At 45.2% G+C, this 15755-nt stretch carries 18 protein-coding genes; all 18 read left to right on the top strand.

What is annotated here, in order from left to right; translation table 11 throughout:
* Nucleotides 1-20: 20 nt before the first annotated feature.
* Nucleotides 21-665, top strand: a complete 645-nt coding sequence (locus E4T81_RS05310) for a hypothetical protein (RefSeq protein ID WP_135042144.1) — start codon at nucleotides 21-23, stop codon at nucleotides 663-665.
* 134 nt (nucleotides 666-799) lie between these two features.
* Nucleotides 800-1654 carry a hypothetical protein gene (locus tag E4T81_RS05305; RefSeq protein WP_135042142.1) on the top strand — a complete coding sequence of 285 codons (855 nt, stop codon included), beginning with the start codon at nucleotides 800-802 and terminating at the stop codon, nucleotides 1652-1654.
* Between the two features lie 53 nt (nucleotides 1655-1707).
* Nucleotides 1708-2424 carry a hypothetical protein gene (locus tag E4T81_RS05300; RefSeq protein ID WP_135042140.1) on the top strand — a complete coding sequence of 239 codons (717 nt, stop codon included), beginning with the start codon at nucleotides 1708-1710 and terminating at the stop codon, nucleotides 2422-2424.
* A gap of 8 nt (nucleotides 2425-2432) precedes the next feature.
* Complete coding sequence (locus tag E4T81_RS05295) at nucleotides 2433-2672, top strand: hypothetical protein (protein WP_135042138.1); 240 nt, start codon at nucleotides 2433-2435, stop codon at nucleotides 2670-2672.
* Between the two features lie 495 nt (nucleotides 2673-3167).
* Nucleotides 3168-3692, top strand: coding sequence for a hypothetical protein (locus E4T81_RS05290; RefSeq protein ID WP_135042136.1), 525 nt, complete (start codon nucleotides 3168-3170; stop codon nucleotides 3690-3692).
* Nucleotides 3689-4450: a hypothetical protein gene (locus tag E4T81_RS05285; RefSeq protein ID WP_135042134.1), complete on the top strand. Its 762-nt coding sequence runs from the start codon at nucleotides 3689-3691 to the stop codon at nucleotides 4448-4450. The genes E4T81_RS05290 and E4T81_RS05285 overlap by 4 nt, the downstream gene beginning before the upstream one ends.
* Entirely contained in the window at nucleotides 4447-5514 is a 1068-nt protein-coding gene (locus tag E4T81_RS15750) for a hypothetical protein (protein ID WP_209308159.1), read from the top strand. The genes E4T81_RS05285 and E4T81_RS15750 overlap by 4 nt, the downstream gene beginning before the upstream one ends.
* Nucleotides 5498-5857: a hypothetical protein gene (locus E4T81_RS05275; protein ID WP_135042132.1), complete on the top strand. Its 360-nt coding sequence runs from the start codon at nucleotides 5498-5500 to the stop codon at nucleotides 5855-5857. The genes E4T81_RS15750 and E4T81_RS05275 overlap by 17 nt, the downstream gene beginning before the upstream one ends.
* Before the next feature lie 194 nt (nucleotides 5858-6051).
* Nucleotides 6052-6975 (top strand): hypothetical protein, encoded by a 924-nt coding sequence (locus tag E4T81_RS05270; RefSeq protein WP_135042130.1) that lies wholly within the window; start codon nucleotides 6052-6054, stop codon nucleotides 6973-6975.
* Nucleotides 6968-7525: a hypothetical protein gene (locus E4T81_RS05265; RefSeq protein ID WP_135042128.1), complete on the top strand. Its 558-nt coding sequence runs from the start codon at nucleotides 6968-6970 to the stop codon at nucleotides 7523-7525. Before E4T81_RS05270 ends, E4T81_RS05265 begins: the two co-directional genes overlap by 8 nt.
* Nucleotides 7515-8306, top strand: coding sequence for a hypothetical protein (locus E4T81_RS05260; RefSeq protein WP_135042126.1), 792 nt, complete (start codon nucleotides 7515-7517; stop codon nucleotides 8304-8306). Before E4T81_RS05265 ends, E4T81_RS05260 begins: the two co-directional genes overlap by 11 nt.
* Before the next feature lie 121 nt (nucleotides 8307-8427).
* Nucleotides 8428-8796 (top strand): hypothetical protein, encoded by a 369-nt coding sequence (locus tag E4T81_RS05255; protein WP_135042124.1) that lies wholly within the window; start codon nucleotides 8428-8430, stop codon nucleotides 8794-8796.
* Nucleotides 8797-8999: 203 nt separating this feature from the next.
* On the top strand, nucleotides 9000-9983 hold the full coding sequence (locus E4T81_RS05250) for a lipoate--protein ligase (RefSeq protein WP_135042122.1): 984 nt from the start codon (nucleotides 9000-9002) through the stop codon (nucleotides 9981-9983).
* A complete protein-coding gene (gcvT, locus tag E4T81_RS05245; protein ID WP_135042120.1) occupies nucleotides 9976-11073 on the top strand; it encodes a glycine cleavage system aminomethyltransferase GcvT in 1098 nt (365 codons plus the stop codon). Before E4T81_RS05250 ends, gcvT begins: the two co-directional genes overlap by 8 nt.
* Nucleotides 11074-11125: 52 nt before the next feature.
* The gene (gene gcvH / locus E4T81_RS05240) at nucleotides 11126-11491 is read left to right on the top strand and encodes a glycine cleavage system protein GcvH (protein ID WP_135042118.1); all 366 of its coding nucleotides are present in this window, start codon (nucleotides 11126-11128) and stop codon (nucleotides 11489-11491) included.
* 34 nt (nucleotides 11492-11525) lie between these two features.
* Complete coding sequence (gene gcvPA / locus E4T81_RS05235) at nucleotides 11526-12851, top strand: aminomethyl-transferring glycine dehydrogenase subunit GcvPA (RefSeq protein WP_135042116.1); 1326 nt, start codon at nucleotides 11526-11528, stop codon at nucleotides 12849-12851.
* 10 nt (nucleotides 12852-12861) lie between these two features.
* Nucleotides 12862-14337 carry an aminomethyl-transferring glycine dehydrogenase subunit GcvPB gene (gene gcvPB, locus E4T81_RS05230; protein ID WP_135042114.1) on the top strand — a complete coding sequence of 492 codons (1476 nt, stop codon included), beginning with the start codon at nucleotides 12862-12864 and terminating at the stop codon, nucleotides 14335-14337.
* Nucleotides 14324-15637 (top strand): dihydrolipoyl dehydrogenase, encoded by a 1314-nt coding sequence (gene lpdA / locus E4T81_RS05225; RefSeq protein WP_135042112.1) that lies wholly within the window; start codon nucleotides 14324-14326, stop codon nucleotides 15635-15637. Before gcvPB ends, lpdA begins: the two co-directional genes overlap by 14 nt.
* Nucleotides 15638-15755: the final 118 nt, after the last annotated feature.

The raw sequence follows: 15755 nt of genomic DNA, 5'->3' as shown, positions 1-15755 counted from the left end.
GTCACTCATCGTAATGTGTCATGAGAAAATTGCTATTATTGGTTTTACTTGTCAATCCGTTGATACTTCCTGCTGATAATGATGAAAATAAGACACACCATAGGGTGGGGTTCAACGGAGCGTTGACCTCTTCCTATTCCTGGCTGCTTGAGTTCTCTTATCATTATATGTTCAACGACTACATTGGTTTGGGCGGCTCTGTCGGTTCATGGAAAGTCTGGTATGAAGAAGGTTGGGCATCCGGCAAAAACTGGAATATAGACGAGGATGACAACAAGCCGTGTAATTTTTATATCCGTCCGTCGGTCATTTTAAAAACGCCCGCCTTGAATTACAGTGGTTGCTCATGGTCGCTTTTCGCGGAGTCAGGAGTCATGTTGAATATTCTCTATCAGCGTGTCGGCATTGAATCAACATCAAATTTTCCTTATGTAGAATATGATTACGTCAGCACATCACAAGGTCAATGGCTTGCTTGGGATTTGCGCGTAGGTGTAAGCCTTGAGTGTGGACCTTGCGGTGTAAGTGCCGGATATTTGATGTCTAACCATGATGTATATAGCCAATATCGGCATTTATCCTATAATGGAATTTCCTTCAGAGACTTTTATCCTCGTAAACCATTTATGCAGGGAGCCTATCTGTCGCTATCCTATAATTTTTGACTATGATTGAAACGTCTTTCTTATGACATTTTAATGGCAGTTTATGATGTCGTTCTACTGAAATTCAATTATTATTCGTATATTAGAGAAATTTGAACGGAACGACAGTACAGCTAACCCTAACTTAAACCGCAATGTCAGATTCTCTCCGATATAAAATACTGCTCGGGTCGGTATGGGTGCAGATTGCACTGCTGCCGGTATGGTTATGTATGGTATATCTTGTCAGCCATAGTCAGTCGTGGCGATGGGGAATTGACGCATGGGTTTTCATAGCAGGTTTTATGCTTGGAGTCGTGGCGCTTCCTCTTGGTGGAGATCTTGACAAACCGCGACTGCTTAAATGGTGGCTACGTGTCGACTTTACGTTCACTGTAATCTTGATGCTGCCTGTACTTTATTTCTTTTCGGCATTTATTCCTGCCACTATTGCAGAGAATGATGAATACATCATTTATCACTCTGATGGTATTGTGGCAAACAGAAGCGCTTATCTTGCGCGTAAATCAGGATTATTGATGGAAACAATCTATGATTTATCTCCTTATGAGGGGAGGCGACTGAAAGATAGCGACTATCGAATAGATAATGAAAGAGGAGTATTTTACGGGTCTAAGATATATAATATCCGTCAAAATGGCTCGCGAACATGGGTGGTTCCGGTTCATTACGGGAAATATGCAAAAAACAAGGAATATGTCTATCATTTGATTGACAGTCTTTATTTCACGCATGGAGAATGGATTGACAATGATGAGGCTACGTTTATTCTTCCCGAATGTTTCACACGTATAGACTATACTCATGGCAATGTTCTGCTGACCGACTCGATATCATGTAAGATTGAGTATGGTCAACCGGATAGCGTATCTGTTATCTTCTATCATCCCCAATGGAAAGAAATCAGATTACATAACGATTCCGTACCCCATATGTCACCGACCCAAGTCCAACAATTCATATCTCAACTGAAAGGAGGCAAGCGATGAAACTATATGTCATGTTGGAATTATACGGTTAACGCATTAACAACTGGTTTTGAATGAAAAATCGAATTGACATATATCCGAGTATCTGGCGAATAATTGGCATTATACTTGCCGGCTCATTGTTTGTCGTGGGTTGTTATCTCAGGACTATACATCCTCGTGCAGGTATAGATAAACTCATCGGCTATTTCGGAATTGTCTTCTTTTCGTTAGTTGTTATTATTGGATTTGTCTGGCTGATATTGAGCGCAATGCGAAAGCCGCTTGCAAGGATATATGACAACAGGCTCGAATATCTGATACCGGCAAAAATGAAGTATGAGATTATTCCGTTTCTATATGTCGAAATGTTTGTGACAGTAAAAGTGGGCGCAAAACTCATAAGAGCCGACTACCTGACCGGAGTCAGTAAAAATACAGGGATAGTGAATACTCTTGTCCCTGTCGGAAAAGTGTGTGATATGCTCAACGAGCGGTTAGAAAAATTTTGGTCACAACCAATGTTATCACAGCCATTGAACAGAGCGTTTGTAACAAAGTATCTCTTGACGATGGGTATCGAACCATGGTGTTTTGACTTCGATACGACAAGTAAACCGGATTGTATGGTGGTGATGCGCGATGGCGACCGTTACAAACTGATCTATATAGATGATAGAGGTGCCGGCAAAACTTTAAGCAATCATCTTACCGAGAATGATGCTTGCCGAGCCTTGCTTGAAAATTTTATCGAGGAGGAAGTCTTCAAGTCACAACATGGATTGAAATAATGGAACTTATGATGGAATTTATAGCGATGTTTATCCGTTCATGGTTCGGAGCGGCAATTCTGCATATCGGAGCCGGGCTTCGGTATGGATGTCTGCGACTGTTCCGTCGAGGGCGTAAAGTATCATACAAGCAAATACGTTATGGTTCGGACGATTTCAGCAACATAGACCATGCCGACAACAACCTTGCAAATGGCTTTCTCGGCTTTCTTGTTTTTGCGATTTTTCTGATTTTAATAGCCAATTAAATGATAGGTAAAAGTCTAAAAATATTTCATTTATGAACAATTGCTCCGATATACTCAAATATATGCCATACTTAATCGTAGTGGTATTTTTATTGATGCTTTTTCTATCCCCAATACTGCCGGATGCGGGTATTGATGATATATCTCATAATGTTCTTCATATTTCCTATTTCAATGGTCGGATTATTTTTGCGATAATGATACTGATATTTTATTATAAAGCTATCAGAACTCGTCCTATTGCTTATAAGATATATTCTTCGTTGACTCTCTTTCTTTACCCTTTCTTATTGTATGTGATGTTCCATACAGAGAATCCCATAAACTTTATACCATATTTTATTTCACTGTATCTATTTAGTGGAGCAGGAGAGATTTACGTCATAGCCATTTTTGATGTAGTTTTGGTTTTCTTATTAGTTTATTTGATTCAGATATTTATAAATTCACAGTTTTATAGAAAGTAATATGAAGCGGTGGCAAATTAACCTATATATGGTCGGATTGTTTCTTATAGAAGCAATAATAATGCTATACGCAGTTCCCAAAGCCAATGCTGATGAAATCAATATGAAAATATCGTTGGTAATCGCGTTATTTTTAGCCATACTTGTAAGTTTGGCATTGTTGGTAAAAGGCAACCAAGGCAATTATAAGGCTATAATTCCAATCTTCATAGTTTGTGTCGCTACATATATTCAAATTCTGTATTGTGCAGCCTTCTATAGCTGGGGAGCCTCCGTCTGTATGACTTTGCCAATATTCCAACTGATATTGGGATATGCGATATTTAGGTATTCCAACGACATTGTTTCTTTATTTACTGGCTGCTCAAATCTGATGTTTTCGACTATATGGGCTAATCAATATCAAGGTTTCCTATGGTTCCGTAATAAGTCCGGTGATTTAGAAACTATGGCTGTTGCAAGTCTTTGTGCCGTTATCGGTGCTGTGATTGTGTTCACGGTGTCAGCCATTATGATAATGAAATATAACCCCAAAACTCCTCAACAACTATGAAGCTGACCCATAGACGATTTTGGAAATTCGAGGCAATGATGCTACTCTGCGGAGTATTGTTGTTCTGCCTGTTATGCAGTGCTCTTATATGTAACGGTGCGGAAATTGATTCGGGCAGTGGCATAATTCTAATACTGCTATTCCCAATTTTTCTGCTTTACTTTGCGATCTGTGGCATTCCTACTTGGCTGCTATATAACGGAGGTTCATGGATGAAACTTGCCGGATATTTGTATTTTATTTCCTCTTTGTTGGTGATTGCGCCAATAATGACATTCATGTATGACTGGAATCCGGCTACTGCAAATATGCGACCGGAAAATATACCTATTGATGAAGGCACATTCTTTACAGATAATGAATTTGCTGTTATCATTTGTGTCGGATGGGCGATGTCACTCATTATTCCGGTAGTATTTACATCGTATCTTTCAAAGCGATGGATTATAAAAGATAATCAAGGACATGGGTGGATTGTTGATTCCGCAAGCAGAGCAATACAAGGAAATCTCCAGTCGAATGTCAGAGCCATTGCCATAGGTTATAGATATAATCGCCTCACGCTGAAATGCTATCTTGATTCTTTCCCATCCGAACAGGATAAAGAACTGTTGAGCGATATTGCCGGAGAGATAATATCAGATTGCCCTCCTGATAAGATTCCGAGAACAACAGAGATTTGCGAGTTCTCAAATGTTCCAATATCGGAACTTGATAAACTTGATTCATTCATCTACATAAGGACCAATGAACTATGAAACTGACTGATACAAAATATGTGATTATCTGTGGGGTGATGCTGTCGGTGTGTATAGGTATTTATGCCCGTAATGTCAGTGTCTGCGGACGTGTGGTTGACAAATATAATGGCGAGCCGCTGATAGGGGCTTGCGTATATGCCGCTTATACCGATAAAAAAGACAGTCTAATGGCAGTAGCGGATACTGTGGGATTGTTCACGGTGTCAGTTCCGGAGAATAAGCTATTACGATTTCAATATATGGGTTACAAGGATACATTTGCTCTCGCAAAGTCAAACCTACTAATTGAGCTGGCAGATGGTGGAGAGTGGAAAAATCCATTGTGGATTGTAGACAGTTTAATCGCTGACGTGAATTACCCGGATATATGGTATCAATCGCCATTTGGTGATGTCACATTGGAATCATTAGTCTGTGAAGCGATGCCTGTGTTGCGAGAATATGATATCGAAAAAGTAGATTTTATAGACTCAACCATTTGCTTTGGCAACATTCTATACACCGGATTATGTCGGGTAGATACAAAACCGACCACCGTGCAGGTAATAGTTGATGGTGAAAATCGCGGTATCATAACAGAACGTCCCGGACTGTTTGCAGGGAAAGACGGAGCAATAAACTATGCCTCTAATACACTACGGATTGACAGTGTAATAGATGCCGTCGCACTTGACCGCGAGAAAATCTTACCTACTTCATGCGGAAAAGCAAAAAAAATGCTTGTCGTCACCACCGACCGACATTATCCATCAGTGTCAAGAGCGGGATTCAAACCATATCAATATGATAATGGCGATGATTACGTGTCCGACGGTCGCTATAGAATTGTAGATTGCGATGGTAAAATAGGATATGCCACAGCAAACAATGCGGTGATAATATCGCCTCGCTTTGCATTTGGATTTCCGTTTAAGAATGGGCGTGCAAAAGTGACCGACAGCGGGCATCTTGAAGAAGTAAAAGGCAGTGACGGAGAATATCATTACTGGGTGAGCGACAACTGGTATTGGATTGACAAAATGGGCAATAGACTTGAAATTGAAAATGAAACTGAACGATAAACGATTTTGGATTTTTGAATTGCTTATAGCGATTATATCCTGCCTTTTAGGAATCTGGATATGGGGAGAAGATGTTGAGCTTATCGCAACATTTCTAATTTCCGGTGCAATGAGCGGACTTATAGGCTTCAAAATAGGACACACATCAGTATTAAAAATGTCCTTTGCTGTCTGGTTAAGTTACAACATTATACTTACCGGAGGGTTACTTCTTTTGTCCATTGGCAAACAAGCTGCTATACAGGGATATATCTTATTGTTTGGATTTATGTTATTAATTGCTTCATTTATACCTTTTCTTATCATCTCATGGATATACTTCCGAACATTTATGACGAAATGAGTGCCAGAAATGCCTTTGCCGACACCTAAATTTGACAAATCATAAAAAATGCCGTTTAAATGCTGATTTTCACGCACATTTGTGACATCTGTCACATCCAATGTCGATTATTCTTCTTATATTTGCGATATTACAGATAATAGACTCACATGAAACGGCTAAGGACCTTATTCTACCAATATTATTGGTTACAGATGCGACAGGAACAGGATGGATTCTTCGTTCCTCTGTTAGCTGTGTTCAGTGTCCTATGTCCGATTTTGGGGATAATCGGTTTTGTAATGATTTTGGCTGATGTTACAGATATTATTGATTTGAAGAAATTTGATGTGAAAATATTATTTTCAGCCATGTTCATTCTCGGACTCGCCGCTTTATGGTGGTTGCTTTTACGAAAGAAACGATATTATTGCTATACGGCGAAAGAGGCGTTTACGTTTCCTCTTTTATGCCTTGTCTGTTTGGCATTCAACATCTATTGTGTTTGCTCTGACGTTTGGCCTGTTGGAGCAATCGTTGGTACATCGTTTTTCGGAATATTCACATTGGTGTATGTCTTCAAATATTCCCGATTCGGTCGTGACTACCTTAGAATTGATGCCAATGGAATTTCGGTCAGACTATCCGGGATGTACTGTCGCAACAAAAATGTCATCAACGCCATTGAGCAATTCGGCGGCTCAGAAGTTTATGATAGCCAATCATCACATGCACAAAACATGTATCTCGGCAGGATAATCCTATTCGCTATTGGTTTGTTTGTACTATTCGCACTCTTGTCCTGCAACAATCGTCATGACCTGACTGAGAATTACTCTGTATTCACTTATGGTGAAGGATTATATGGAGAAAGTGAGGAAGATTACCCTGTATTCGTTTCAAAACTCGGTTATAAAGATGCACCGCCATTCATTGCAAATGTCCGACAAGTATGGTGGAATGATTCTACAATAATCATTGAGCAAAACAATGATTATTGGTGGATAGTCACAGCAGTTGATAATCGGTTGAGTTATGGAGATAAATATGTTGGTCCGCTTTCAGCCCGGGAAAAAGACAGCATTATGGTTGCCGAAAAAATTCGTACTGAACAGATGAAACACAGGTGTTATGAATAAGTGGCATAAGATATTGTTGGTGGCTTTTCATGACATGATGCTGGCTCTGTTCCTCTTTGTGGTGTTGAACAGTTTGCAGTTGCGTTGGCGGTTAGGCTATGTGCTGTTTTGGATAACCGCTCTGTCGGGCATTGCGATATATTTCATGCGGAGTGGCAAATCAATGTATAATACTATTTCTCGGATATATGCTATTGGTTGGGTGCTTCTCTCGGTTGCAGGCTTAATCTTTACATTCCTGACATTTGATAAAGTGTATTGCGAAACGGATAAATATATCATGAAGGAGCCGTCAGAGATAATAGGCTTTGACAGTGCCATTCTTTATGAAAAGAAGGGTCTGCTTGAAGTAGAGAAACAGCGATATAAGTTTGTTCATCCAAAATCCTTCACCCCGTTGGACTCAATCGGGGCGATTGTGATTTACGGAGATTTCTATAATGGCGGAACAACAGAGGATGGCGTGGCAATACTCCCCCTTGACGATTCGTTTGATAAAGAGAAAGCCAAAGAATACGCATTAAACCGCAACATTGAGTATGGAGAATAAAGAAATAAGTAAGCCGATAAATAAACGACAACGATTCATCCGATTTATGCGGTATCTTTCAGTGGCAGTTGTCACGGTTTGGTTGCTTGCGTTTTTGATTGCATCTGCCGATAAAGAAGATTTTCGGGCGGTCGGTGTCATTGTGTTCTTGATTTTCGTATTCCTTGTAACAGTTCCTCTTATCGGATTTTGGATTTACTCTTTTGTCAAGGCCGTAAGGCGACGCACAAAAACAGACAAGATTCTTTTATGGTTCCATATCGCCGATTTGTTACTGCTTGGGGGTATAGTTTATCTACTTAATAGACCACCTATGAAATGCGATGCTTTCATTATGGCTGAATGTTACAACGGAGAGCCTGTTTTCTGGATGTGGAATACAGTAGATCGTTATCGCGACATGCTGCCTGACAGCACACGACTGGTTTTTGAATTTGATAACGACGAAGTGTCACAATCCGATATTTTAGGCGAGTTTGAAATGAAGAAACTAAAAGAACGTTTGGACTACTTAGGTTGTATAGGGATAGATGTCAACAATTATCCCAATTCAGAGTATTCAACTATCCGATTCCGACGTATGAATATGGGAATGTACTCATATCGTCTTTATAATCACCCTCTCTCGTATGACCAGCAGGACAGCATAAACGCCGATCCATGCCTGATAGTATATAATGACTCAACTGTCTTCGAGTTTAGTCCCGGAGTATTAGGAGCACAGACTTTTCCAGGCAAACAGGAATTTGTTGAAGCACAAAAAAGAAATGAAACTGACTGATAATAAATAAGCCATCTAATCTGAATAAATACCCCGGACAATTGAAATTGAAAGGTATTACCTCGATGTCGATACCGTGATGGCGAAACTTTGCCATGGTTTTCCGGAATTTATAGAAGATTTGAGAGACGAACAATATGATGTTGACAGCGTGACGCCTGTTCTGCCGTGGCGAGGTCTGTATCTGACACCGGACATAAACAAGAAACTGTCGTCATTTGCAGGCGGATTAAAGAATGGTGATAAGATAGGAAATATCAATAAGAAGAATGTCAATAAACTAAAGAAGTATATTCCGGTGGATTATGGTCATTGGGGTGGTTATTGGTGGTTTACCTCGTTTCCGATTATTACCAATATTCACTATGCTGACAATTTAATCGCAGTAATGAGAAGGACAAGCTGGTGGACCGGCGATGTAATATGGTATGTGAAAGAAGACGGTAAATTTATAAGGCGACCAGAGCCGATAACATCATGGGTTGAATAATTGAAAAGACACCTGATGGTTACTTTTGGCGTAATCGTTACCGATGCCGATGAAATCGGTGGATATAGAGATTCCGTCACCGATGAAAACATTAAGTAAGCGCCGGCTGAAATCGAGGTGAAAAATCAGGCGGATAAAATTGAAAATGTCAAAAACATTATATAACTTTGGAAAGTTAACATTAACCACGAAAACACGATTCAATGAAGTACGTTTCCTTACCGGATAATGACGTGCGTCCTCTTCCGTTTTATCTTACGATGGAGGAATATGTTGCCCGCCGTTTCTCTGATGAGATTTTTTTCATGTGGCAGGTGAATCCCACTGTGATTTTTGGACGAAACCAGCTTATCGATAATGAAGTGAACCTGTCATACTGCCGCGACCACGGTATAGAGTTTTACCGGCGTAAGAGCGGTGGCGGGTGTGTCTATGCCGACATGGATAATATAATGTTCAGCTATATAGTGTCGGGCGATGACGTGGTGACTACTTTCTCTGACTATACCGGCAGGGTGGCGGAGATGCTTCGCGGACTTGGAATTGACGCCCGAAGCAGCGGCAGGAATGATGTCACCATTGGCGGACGTAAAGTGTCGGGAAACGCTTTTTACCACATACCGGGACGTAGTATCGTCCACGGTACCATGCTTTATGACACGGATATTGCCCACATGTCGGCGGCAATCTCGCCGTCGGGTGCAAAACTGAGGTCGAAGGGAGTGGACTCGGTGAAAAGCCATATAACAGTGTTGCGTGAATATACCGACATGTCGATAGATGAGTTCAAACAATATGTGAGGGCTACATTATGTGACGGAGAAATCGCGCTCGGCGCCGATGACGTGGAGCGGATAGAGGAGATGTCGAGGCAATATTATACTGACCGCTGGATTTATGGCAAGAATCCCCGCTACTCACGCCGTCACGCGGTGAGGCTTGAGGGTGTCGGTGAGTTTCTTGTTGAGATTGAGCTTAAAGGCGACTGCATACTTGACCTTAACATAGCCGGCGATTATTTCCCGGTAGGCGATATCGACCTGAAGATAATAGAGCCGTTGCGTGGAGTTAGATATTCGCGCGACGCAGTTGACGAGGCGCTTGGCGACATCAATCCTCCTGAAGTAATAGCCTCGATTGACCGTGACCAACTTATAAACCTAATAATACCTGATAACAATGGATAATGAGAAAAGGACATGTCTCTATGACAAGCATGTGGCTCTCGGCGCACAGATGAGTCCTTTCGGCGGATTTGTCATGCCGATACAGTATAAAGGGATTGTAGAAGAGCATAATGCCGTGCGCAATGCCTGCGGAGTGTTTGATGTGTCTCACATGGGTGAGGTCTCGGTGACCGGAGCCGATGCGGAGAAGTTTGTCAATCACATATTTACAAATGATGTCACGACAGGCGCTCCCGGAAAGTGCTTTTATGGAATGATGCTCAATCCTGTAGGCGGGGTGGTCGACGACCTTCTTGTCTACAAGCGCGATGACGATGATTTCTTTCTCGTGATCAATGCCTCCAACATTGACAAGGATGTGGCGTGGATAAAGGATTGCGCTGCAGGCTACGACGTGATGATTGACGACATGAGCGACTGTCTCGGAGAGATTGCCGTGCAGGGTCCGCTGTCAGAAGAGGTGATGACGGAAGTACTCGGCATCGACTGCGGGGAACTGGCGTTTTACACGTTTAAGACTATTGACATCGACGGAGAGAGCGTTATCGTCAGCCGCACCGGTTACACGGGTGAGGACGGTTTTGAGGTATATGCCTCCCATGACCTGATCAACCGTCTTTGGGACAAGCTTATTGACAGCGGAAAGGTGGAGCCGTGTGGGCTTGGTTGTCGTGACACTCTTCGATTTGAGGTGGGATTGCCGCTTTATGGCAATGAGCTTGCCGATGACATTTCGCCGCTTGAGTCAGGACTCGGTGTTTTTGTGAAACTTGACAAAGAGGAGTTTATAGGCAAGGATGCCACCGAGTCACTGAAGGCTGCCGGTGTAAGCCGTAAGCTTGTCGGTATAGAGTTGCTTGACCGTGCGATTCCGCGCCACGGCTATGAAGTGCTCGATGAATCGGGTGAGGCTGTAGGGGTCGTCACTACGGGCTATCATGCGATTTCCATCGACAAGAGCCTTGCGCTTGCCCTGATTGACGCCGGACATGCGGCTGTCGGGACTCCATTGTTGGTGAGAATACGCCGCAAGACGTTTCCTGCCGTCGTCGTGAATAAAAAATTCTATAAGAAGAGCTATAAAAACTAATGCGCGGTTAACTGCGTAAAAAAATATTAATAACCTAAATTCATATTAAACTATGAGCAAGATTTATTATTCTCCCAGTCACGAATATATAAGAGTAGAAGGAACATCAGGCTATATAGGCATCACCGAGTATGCCCAGAAACAGCTTGGAAATGTAGTATATGTTGACATGCCCGAGGTCGATGACGATGTGGCGGCAGGTGAGGATTTCGGAGCAATCGAGAGCGTGAAGGCGGCGAGCGACCTTATCTCGCCTGTGACCGGAAAGGTGGAAGAGGTCAACTCCGCGCTTGTCGACGAGCCAGGGCTTGTGAACAAGGATCCTATGGTCAACTGGATTATCAAGGTGAGCATTGATGACCCCGCCGAGCTTGACGCCCTGCTTGATGAAGCCGCTTACAGCGAGCTGTGTCATTGATAGGTGAGGGATAAACGCTTTATTCTGACAGCCTATGCTACATCGTTATTTGCCCCATACACCGGAGGATATAGCGGAGATGCTCGCTGCTTGCGGCTTGAAGTCGCTTGACGAGCTGTGTGCTGATGTCCCCGATGAATTGCTGCTCAAGCGCAGGTATGAGCTTCCGGAGCAGATGAGTGAGAAAGAGGTGCGCGACTTTTTCAAGTCGTTGAGCGACAACAATCGCCGTCTGATATGTTTTGCCGGAGCCGGATATTATGACCATTATACGCCGGCGGTGGTGAAATCCGTATTGTCAAGGTCGGAATTTCTCACCGCCTACACTCCTTATCAGCCGGAGATTTCTCAGGGGACACTGCAATATATCTTTGAATACCAGTCAATGATGACATCGCTGACCGGACTTGACGTCTCAAACGCGTCAATGTATGACGGTGCCACGGCGACAGCCGAGGCTATGCTCATGTGTGTCGCTGCGTCGCGCAAGCGTGACAGGGTGCTTGTCTCCGACACAGTGCTTCCTCAGGTGAAAGCTGTGCTTGCCACCTATGCGCGTTACCACGGCATTCGCCTTGACGTGGTGCCGGAGGCGGGCGGGGTGACATCGCGTGACCATCTTGACCGTATGCTTGCCGAAGGCGATGTGGCAGGGGTGATTGTCGCCACGCCAAACCGTCTCGGTATTCTTGAAGACTACACCGGTCTTGCCGACACTGTCCACAAGTCAAAGGCTCTTCTTGTGATGAACGCCCCTGCATCGGCTCTGGGCTCGATAAAATCGCCGGGAGAGTGGGGTGCCGACATCGCAGCCGGCGATGCACAGTCGCTCGGAATGCCTCTTGATTTCGGAGGTCCTTATCTGGGCTATCTGTGTGCGACAAAGGCATTGATGCGCAAGATGCCGGGACGTATTGTCGGCGCTACCGTCGACGACCGCGGACAGAGAGTCTTTGTCCTGACCCTGCAGGCGCGCGAACAGCATATCAGGCGCGAGAAAGCGACGAGCAACATCTGTTCCAACCAGGGGCTGATGGCGCTCTTTGTGAGTGTCTATCTCTCTTTGCTCGGTGCGCGCGGGCTTGATGAGGTAAACAGGGTGGGATATGCCGGCGCCCATTATCTTGCTAAAGAGCTTGAGGCTACAGGCAAGATGTCGCTAAGTTATCCTGACGCTCCTTATCTCAATGAGTTTGTCATGACTACCGTCGACAAGGTTGACGATGTGATGGCGGCTTGCGTGGCAGAAGGGATACTCCCCGGGGTGAAGCTTGGCGAACATGAGATAATGATTGCGGTGACCGAGATGCAGTCGCGCCGTGATATTGACCGTTATATCGAGATTGTGTCATCATTGTAAACTGGTTGTTATGAATAGAGAATGTTACGGCAAATTGATATTTGAGCTTTCGCGAAAAGGACGCGGAGGCTACCGCTTGCCATCCAATGGCTGCACTCCTTCGGTCGATGAGTTGCCGGAGGTGCTGTTGCGCCGGACCGCACCGGAACTTCCCGAGGTAGACGAGCCTACAGTGGTGAGGCATTACAATAACATGAGTACCAATAATTTTGGCGTTGACACCGGTTTTTATCCTCTCGGATCATGCACGATGAAATATAATCCGAAGATTAACGAGGAGATGGCTGCCGACGAGACAATCGCTTCGCTGCATCCTTATCAGCCTTCGGCTACGGTACAGGGCGTGCTGGAATTGTATTATACTCTTCAGCAGACGCTTTCGGAGATTGGCGGCATGAGCGAGTTTACGCTGAATACTTACGCGGGTGCTCATGGTGAATTGACGGGACTGATGGTGATACGTGCCTATCATGCCGGACGTGGCGATGACCGGCGTGTGAAGGTGATTGTACCTGATTCCGCCCACGGCACAAATCCGGCAAGTGCGGCTGTCGCCGGGCTGAAGGTGGTGGAGGTGAAAAGCCGTGAAGACGGGACTGTCGATGTCGAAGACCTGCGCCCTTTGCTTGACGATACGGTGGCTGCGGTCATGATGACCAATCCCAACACACTTGGCATTTTTGAGCGCAATATACCCGAGATTGCATCGCTTGTGCATGAAGCAGGGGCTTTGCTGTATTATGACGGAGCCAATCTTAATCCGCTTGTGGGCGTGGCGCGTCCGGGCGACATGGGATTTGACGTGATGCATATAAATCTGCATAAGACCTTCTCCACGCCTCATGGCGGAGGCGGTCCCGGTGCCGGTCCCGTGGGTGTCAGGAAGGGTCTTGAACATCTGCTTCCAAATCCGCGAGTGGTCAAGAAAGATGACGGGACATTTGACATCAGCTATTCCGATTGTTCTCTCGGTCAGGTTACGGGCACGCTTGGCAATTTTGCAGTGGCTGTGCGTGCTTTGAGCTATATTCTTTCGCTTGGCTGCGATGGACTGGACATGGTGGGGCGTCTCGCAACGCTGAATGCCAATTATGTCAAGGAGTCATTGCGCGATGCCTATCTGCTTCCTGTTGATGGAGTGTGCAAGCATGAATTTGTGTTTGACGGTCTTATCGACAAGTCCGGCGGAGTGACAACGTTGAATGTAGCCAAGCGGTTGCTTGACCACGGCTATCATGCGCCGACTATATATTTCCCGTTGCTGTTTCATGAATCGCTCATGATTGAGCCGACCGAAACGGAGAGCAAGGAGACGCTTGACGATTTTATCAGAGTGATGCACGATATCGCGCGTGAAGCTGCGGAGTCGCCTGACGTGGTGAAAAGTGCGCCGCACAATACGCCGGTAGGTCATCCCGATGACACTAATGCGGCATTACATCCGGTAGTGACATATAAAGAGTTGATTGATAATGTACAACAGTGATATAATAGTGATAGGCAGCGGACCCGGCGGCATGGAGGTTGCCGCCGGGGCTCTGCGCCGCGGTCTCTCGGTCACTCTTATTGAGCGGGAGCGCCTTGGAGGAACATGCCTGAACCGTGGCTGCATACCGACAAAGGCTTTATGCAGCTCTGCCTCACTTATGCGCGCTATAGGTTCGGCCTCTGACCTCGGGGTTGATGTGAGTTCGTTTTCGCTGGACTATAACCGTGTTTTAGACCGTAAAGAGCAGGTTGTTAACGGGCTGCGTGATAATGTGGCGATGATGCTGTCAAAGGCGCATATTGTCGAAGGGGAGGCACGCTTCACCGACTCACGACATGTGGAGGTAAACGGGGAGGTCTATGCCGCTCCGCGTATCGTTATAGCCACCGGCTCGTCTCCGGCCTCACTTGACATCCCCGGAGCCGATCTTGCCATAGACAGTGACGCGATTCTTGAGTTAAAGGAGCTTCCCGCTTCGATAGTGATAATAGGGGGTGGGGTGATAGGCATGGAATTTGCCTGCATCCTGTCGGCATTTGGAGTTGATGTGACAGTTATTGAGTATTGCAAGGAGATATTGCCGGGCTTTGACAAAGACATAGCGAAGCGTCTGCGCAGTTCCTTGTCGCGTCTTGGAGTGAAGATAATTACCGGGGCGCAGGTGACTTCTATAGCTCCGGGCAAGAAGGTGGAATATACTGTCAAAGGCAATGCTGCGACGGTAGAGGCCGCCGAGGTGCTTATGGCTGTCGGACGCCGGCCTGTTATACCTGAAGGGGTGGAGGCGGCCGGAATAAACGTGGAGCGTGGAGCGATTGTCACTGATGAGACTTTTGCTACGACTGTCCCCGGTATCTATGCAATCGGTGATGTGAATGCCCGCATGATGCTTGCCCATGTGGCTTCGGCTCAGGCTGCCGCCGTTATGGGCGATGACATAAATCTGTCGGTTGTGCCGGCTGTCGCGTTTACTTTGCCTGAATGTGCGATGGTCGGTCTTACTGAAGAGCGTTGCAAGGAGTCGGGATTAAACTATAAGGCTGTCAAGTCGTTGTTTCGGGCAAATGGCAAGGCGCAGGCGATGGGCGACACTGACGGCTTGCTGAAGCTCATCGTAGATGTTGACAGCCGGCTTATACTCGGATGTCATGTATGTGGCTGCCATGCCGCCGATCTTGTTCAGGAGGCGGCGCTTGCCATGTCGGCAGGTGTCACTGTCGATAATGTGGCTTCGGCTATTCATGCCCATCCGTCGCTATCTGAAATACTTCATTCGGCCGCGGCTGCGTGCCGGTAATATTGTGTCACAGAGGGGGTGATGGCTGATCGTCGTCCCCTGTGGCTATGTTGTTATCGCCTGTCGGGCAAATAGTCCTAAAGCTTCATTAACTAAATTTTACAGTCTGTAGGCTCGG

Origin of the sequence: Barnesiella sp. WM24, from assembly GCF_004570975.1 — a bacterium.
In the GTDB taxonomy this organism is placed as follows: Bacteria; Bacteroidota; Bacteroidia; order Bacteroidales; family Muribaculaceae; genus Muribaculum.
The sequence above is the reverse complement of the archived record's forward strand: the minus strand, read 5'-3'. Positions and strand labels throughout refer to the sequence as shown.

What these genes read in the sequence shown, in the direction of transcription:
- gcvT (WP_135042120.1), top strand. Translation starts at nt 9,976, where the DNA reads ATGGATAATGAGAAAAGGACATGTCTCTATGACAAGCATGTGGCTCTC.
- gcvH (WP_135042118.1), top strand. Translation starts at nt 11,126, where the DNA reads ATGAGCAAGATTTATTATTCTCCCAGTCACGAATATATAAGAGTAGAA.
- E4T81_RS15750 (WP_209308159.1), top strand. Translation starts at nt 4,447, where the DNA reads ATGAAACTGACTGATACAAAATATGTGATTATCTGTGGGGTGATGCTG.
- E4T81_RS05285 (WP_135042134.1), top strand. Translation starts at nt 3,689, where the DNA reads ATGAAGCTGACCCATAGACGATTTTGGAAATTCGAGGCAATGATGCTA.
- E4T81_RS05290 (WP_135042136.1), top strand. Translation starts at nt 3,168, where the DNA reads ATGGTCGGATTGTTTCTTATAGAAGCAATAATAATGCTATACGCAGTT.
- E4T81_RS05265 (WP_135042128.1), top strand. Translation starts at nt 6,968, where the DNA reads ATGAATAAGTGGCATAAGATATTGTTGGTGGCTTTTCATGACATGATG.
- E4T81_RS05275 (WP_135042132.1), top strand. Translation starts at nt 5,498, where the DNA reads ATGAAACTGAACGATAAACGATTTTGGATTTTTGAATTGCTTATAGCG.
- gcvPA (WP_135042116.1), top strand. Translation starts at nt 11,526, where the DNA reads ATGCTACATCGTTATTTGCCCCATACACCGGAGGATATAGCGGAGATG.
- lpdA (WP_135042112.1), top strand. Translation starts at nt 14,324, where the DNA reads ATGTACAACAGTGATATAATAGTGATAGGCAGCGGACCCGGCGGCATG.
- E4T81_RS05305 (WP_135042142.1), top strand. Translation starts at nt 800, where the DNA reads ATGTCAGATTCTCTCCGATATAAAATACTGCTCGGGTCGGTATGGGTG.
- E4T81_RS05310 (WP_135042144.1), top strand. Translation starts at nt 21, where the DNA reads ATGAGAAAATTGCTATTATTGGTTTTACTTGTCAATCCGTTGATACTT.
- E4T81_RS05295 (WP_135042138.1), top strand. Translation starts at nt 2,433, where the DNA reads ATGATGGAATTTATAGCGATGTTTATCCGTTCATGGTTCGGAGCGGCA.
- E4T81_RS05270 (WP_135042130.1), top strand. Translation starts at nt 6,052, where the DNA reads ATGCGACAGGAACAGGATGGATTCTTCGTTCCTCTGTTAGCTGTGTTC.
- E4T81_RS05300 (WP_135042140.1), top strand. Translation starts at nt 1,708, where the DNA reads ATGAAAAATCGAATTGACATATATCCGAGTATCTGGCGAATAATTGGC.
- E4T81_RS05250 (WP_135042122.1), top strand. Translation starts at nt 9,000, where the DNA reads ATGAAGTACGTTTCCTTACCGGATAATGACGTGCGTCCTCTTCCGTTT.
- E4T81_RS05260 (WP_135042126.1), top strand. Translation starts at nt 7,515, where the DNA reads ATGGAGAATAAAGAAATAAGTAAGCCGATAAATAAACGACAACGATTC.
- gcvPB (WP_135042114.1), top strand. Translation starts at nt 12,862, where the DNA reads ATGAATAGAGAATGTTACGGCAAATTGATATTTGAGCTTTCGCGAAAA.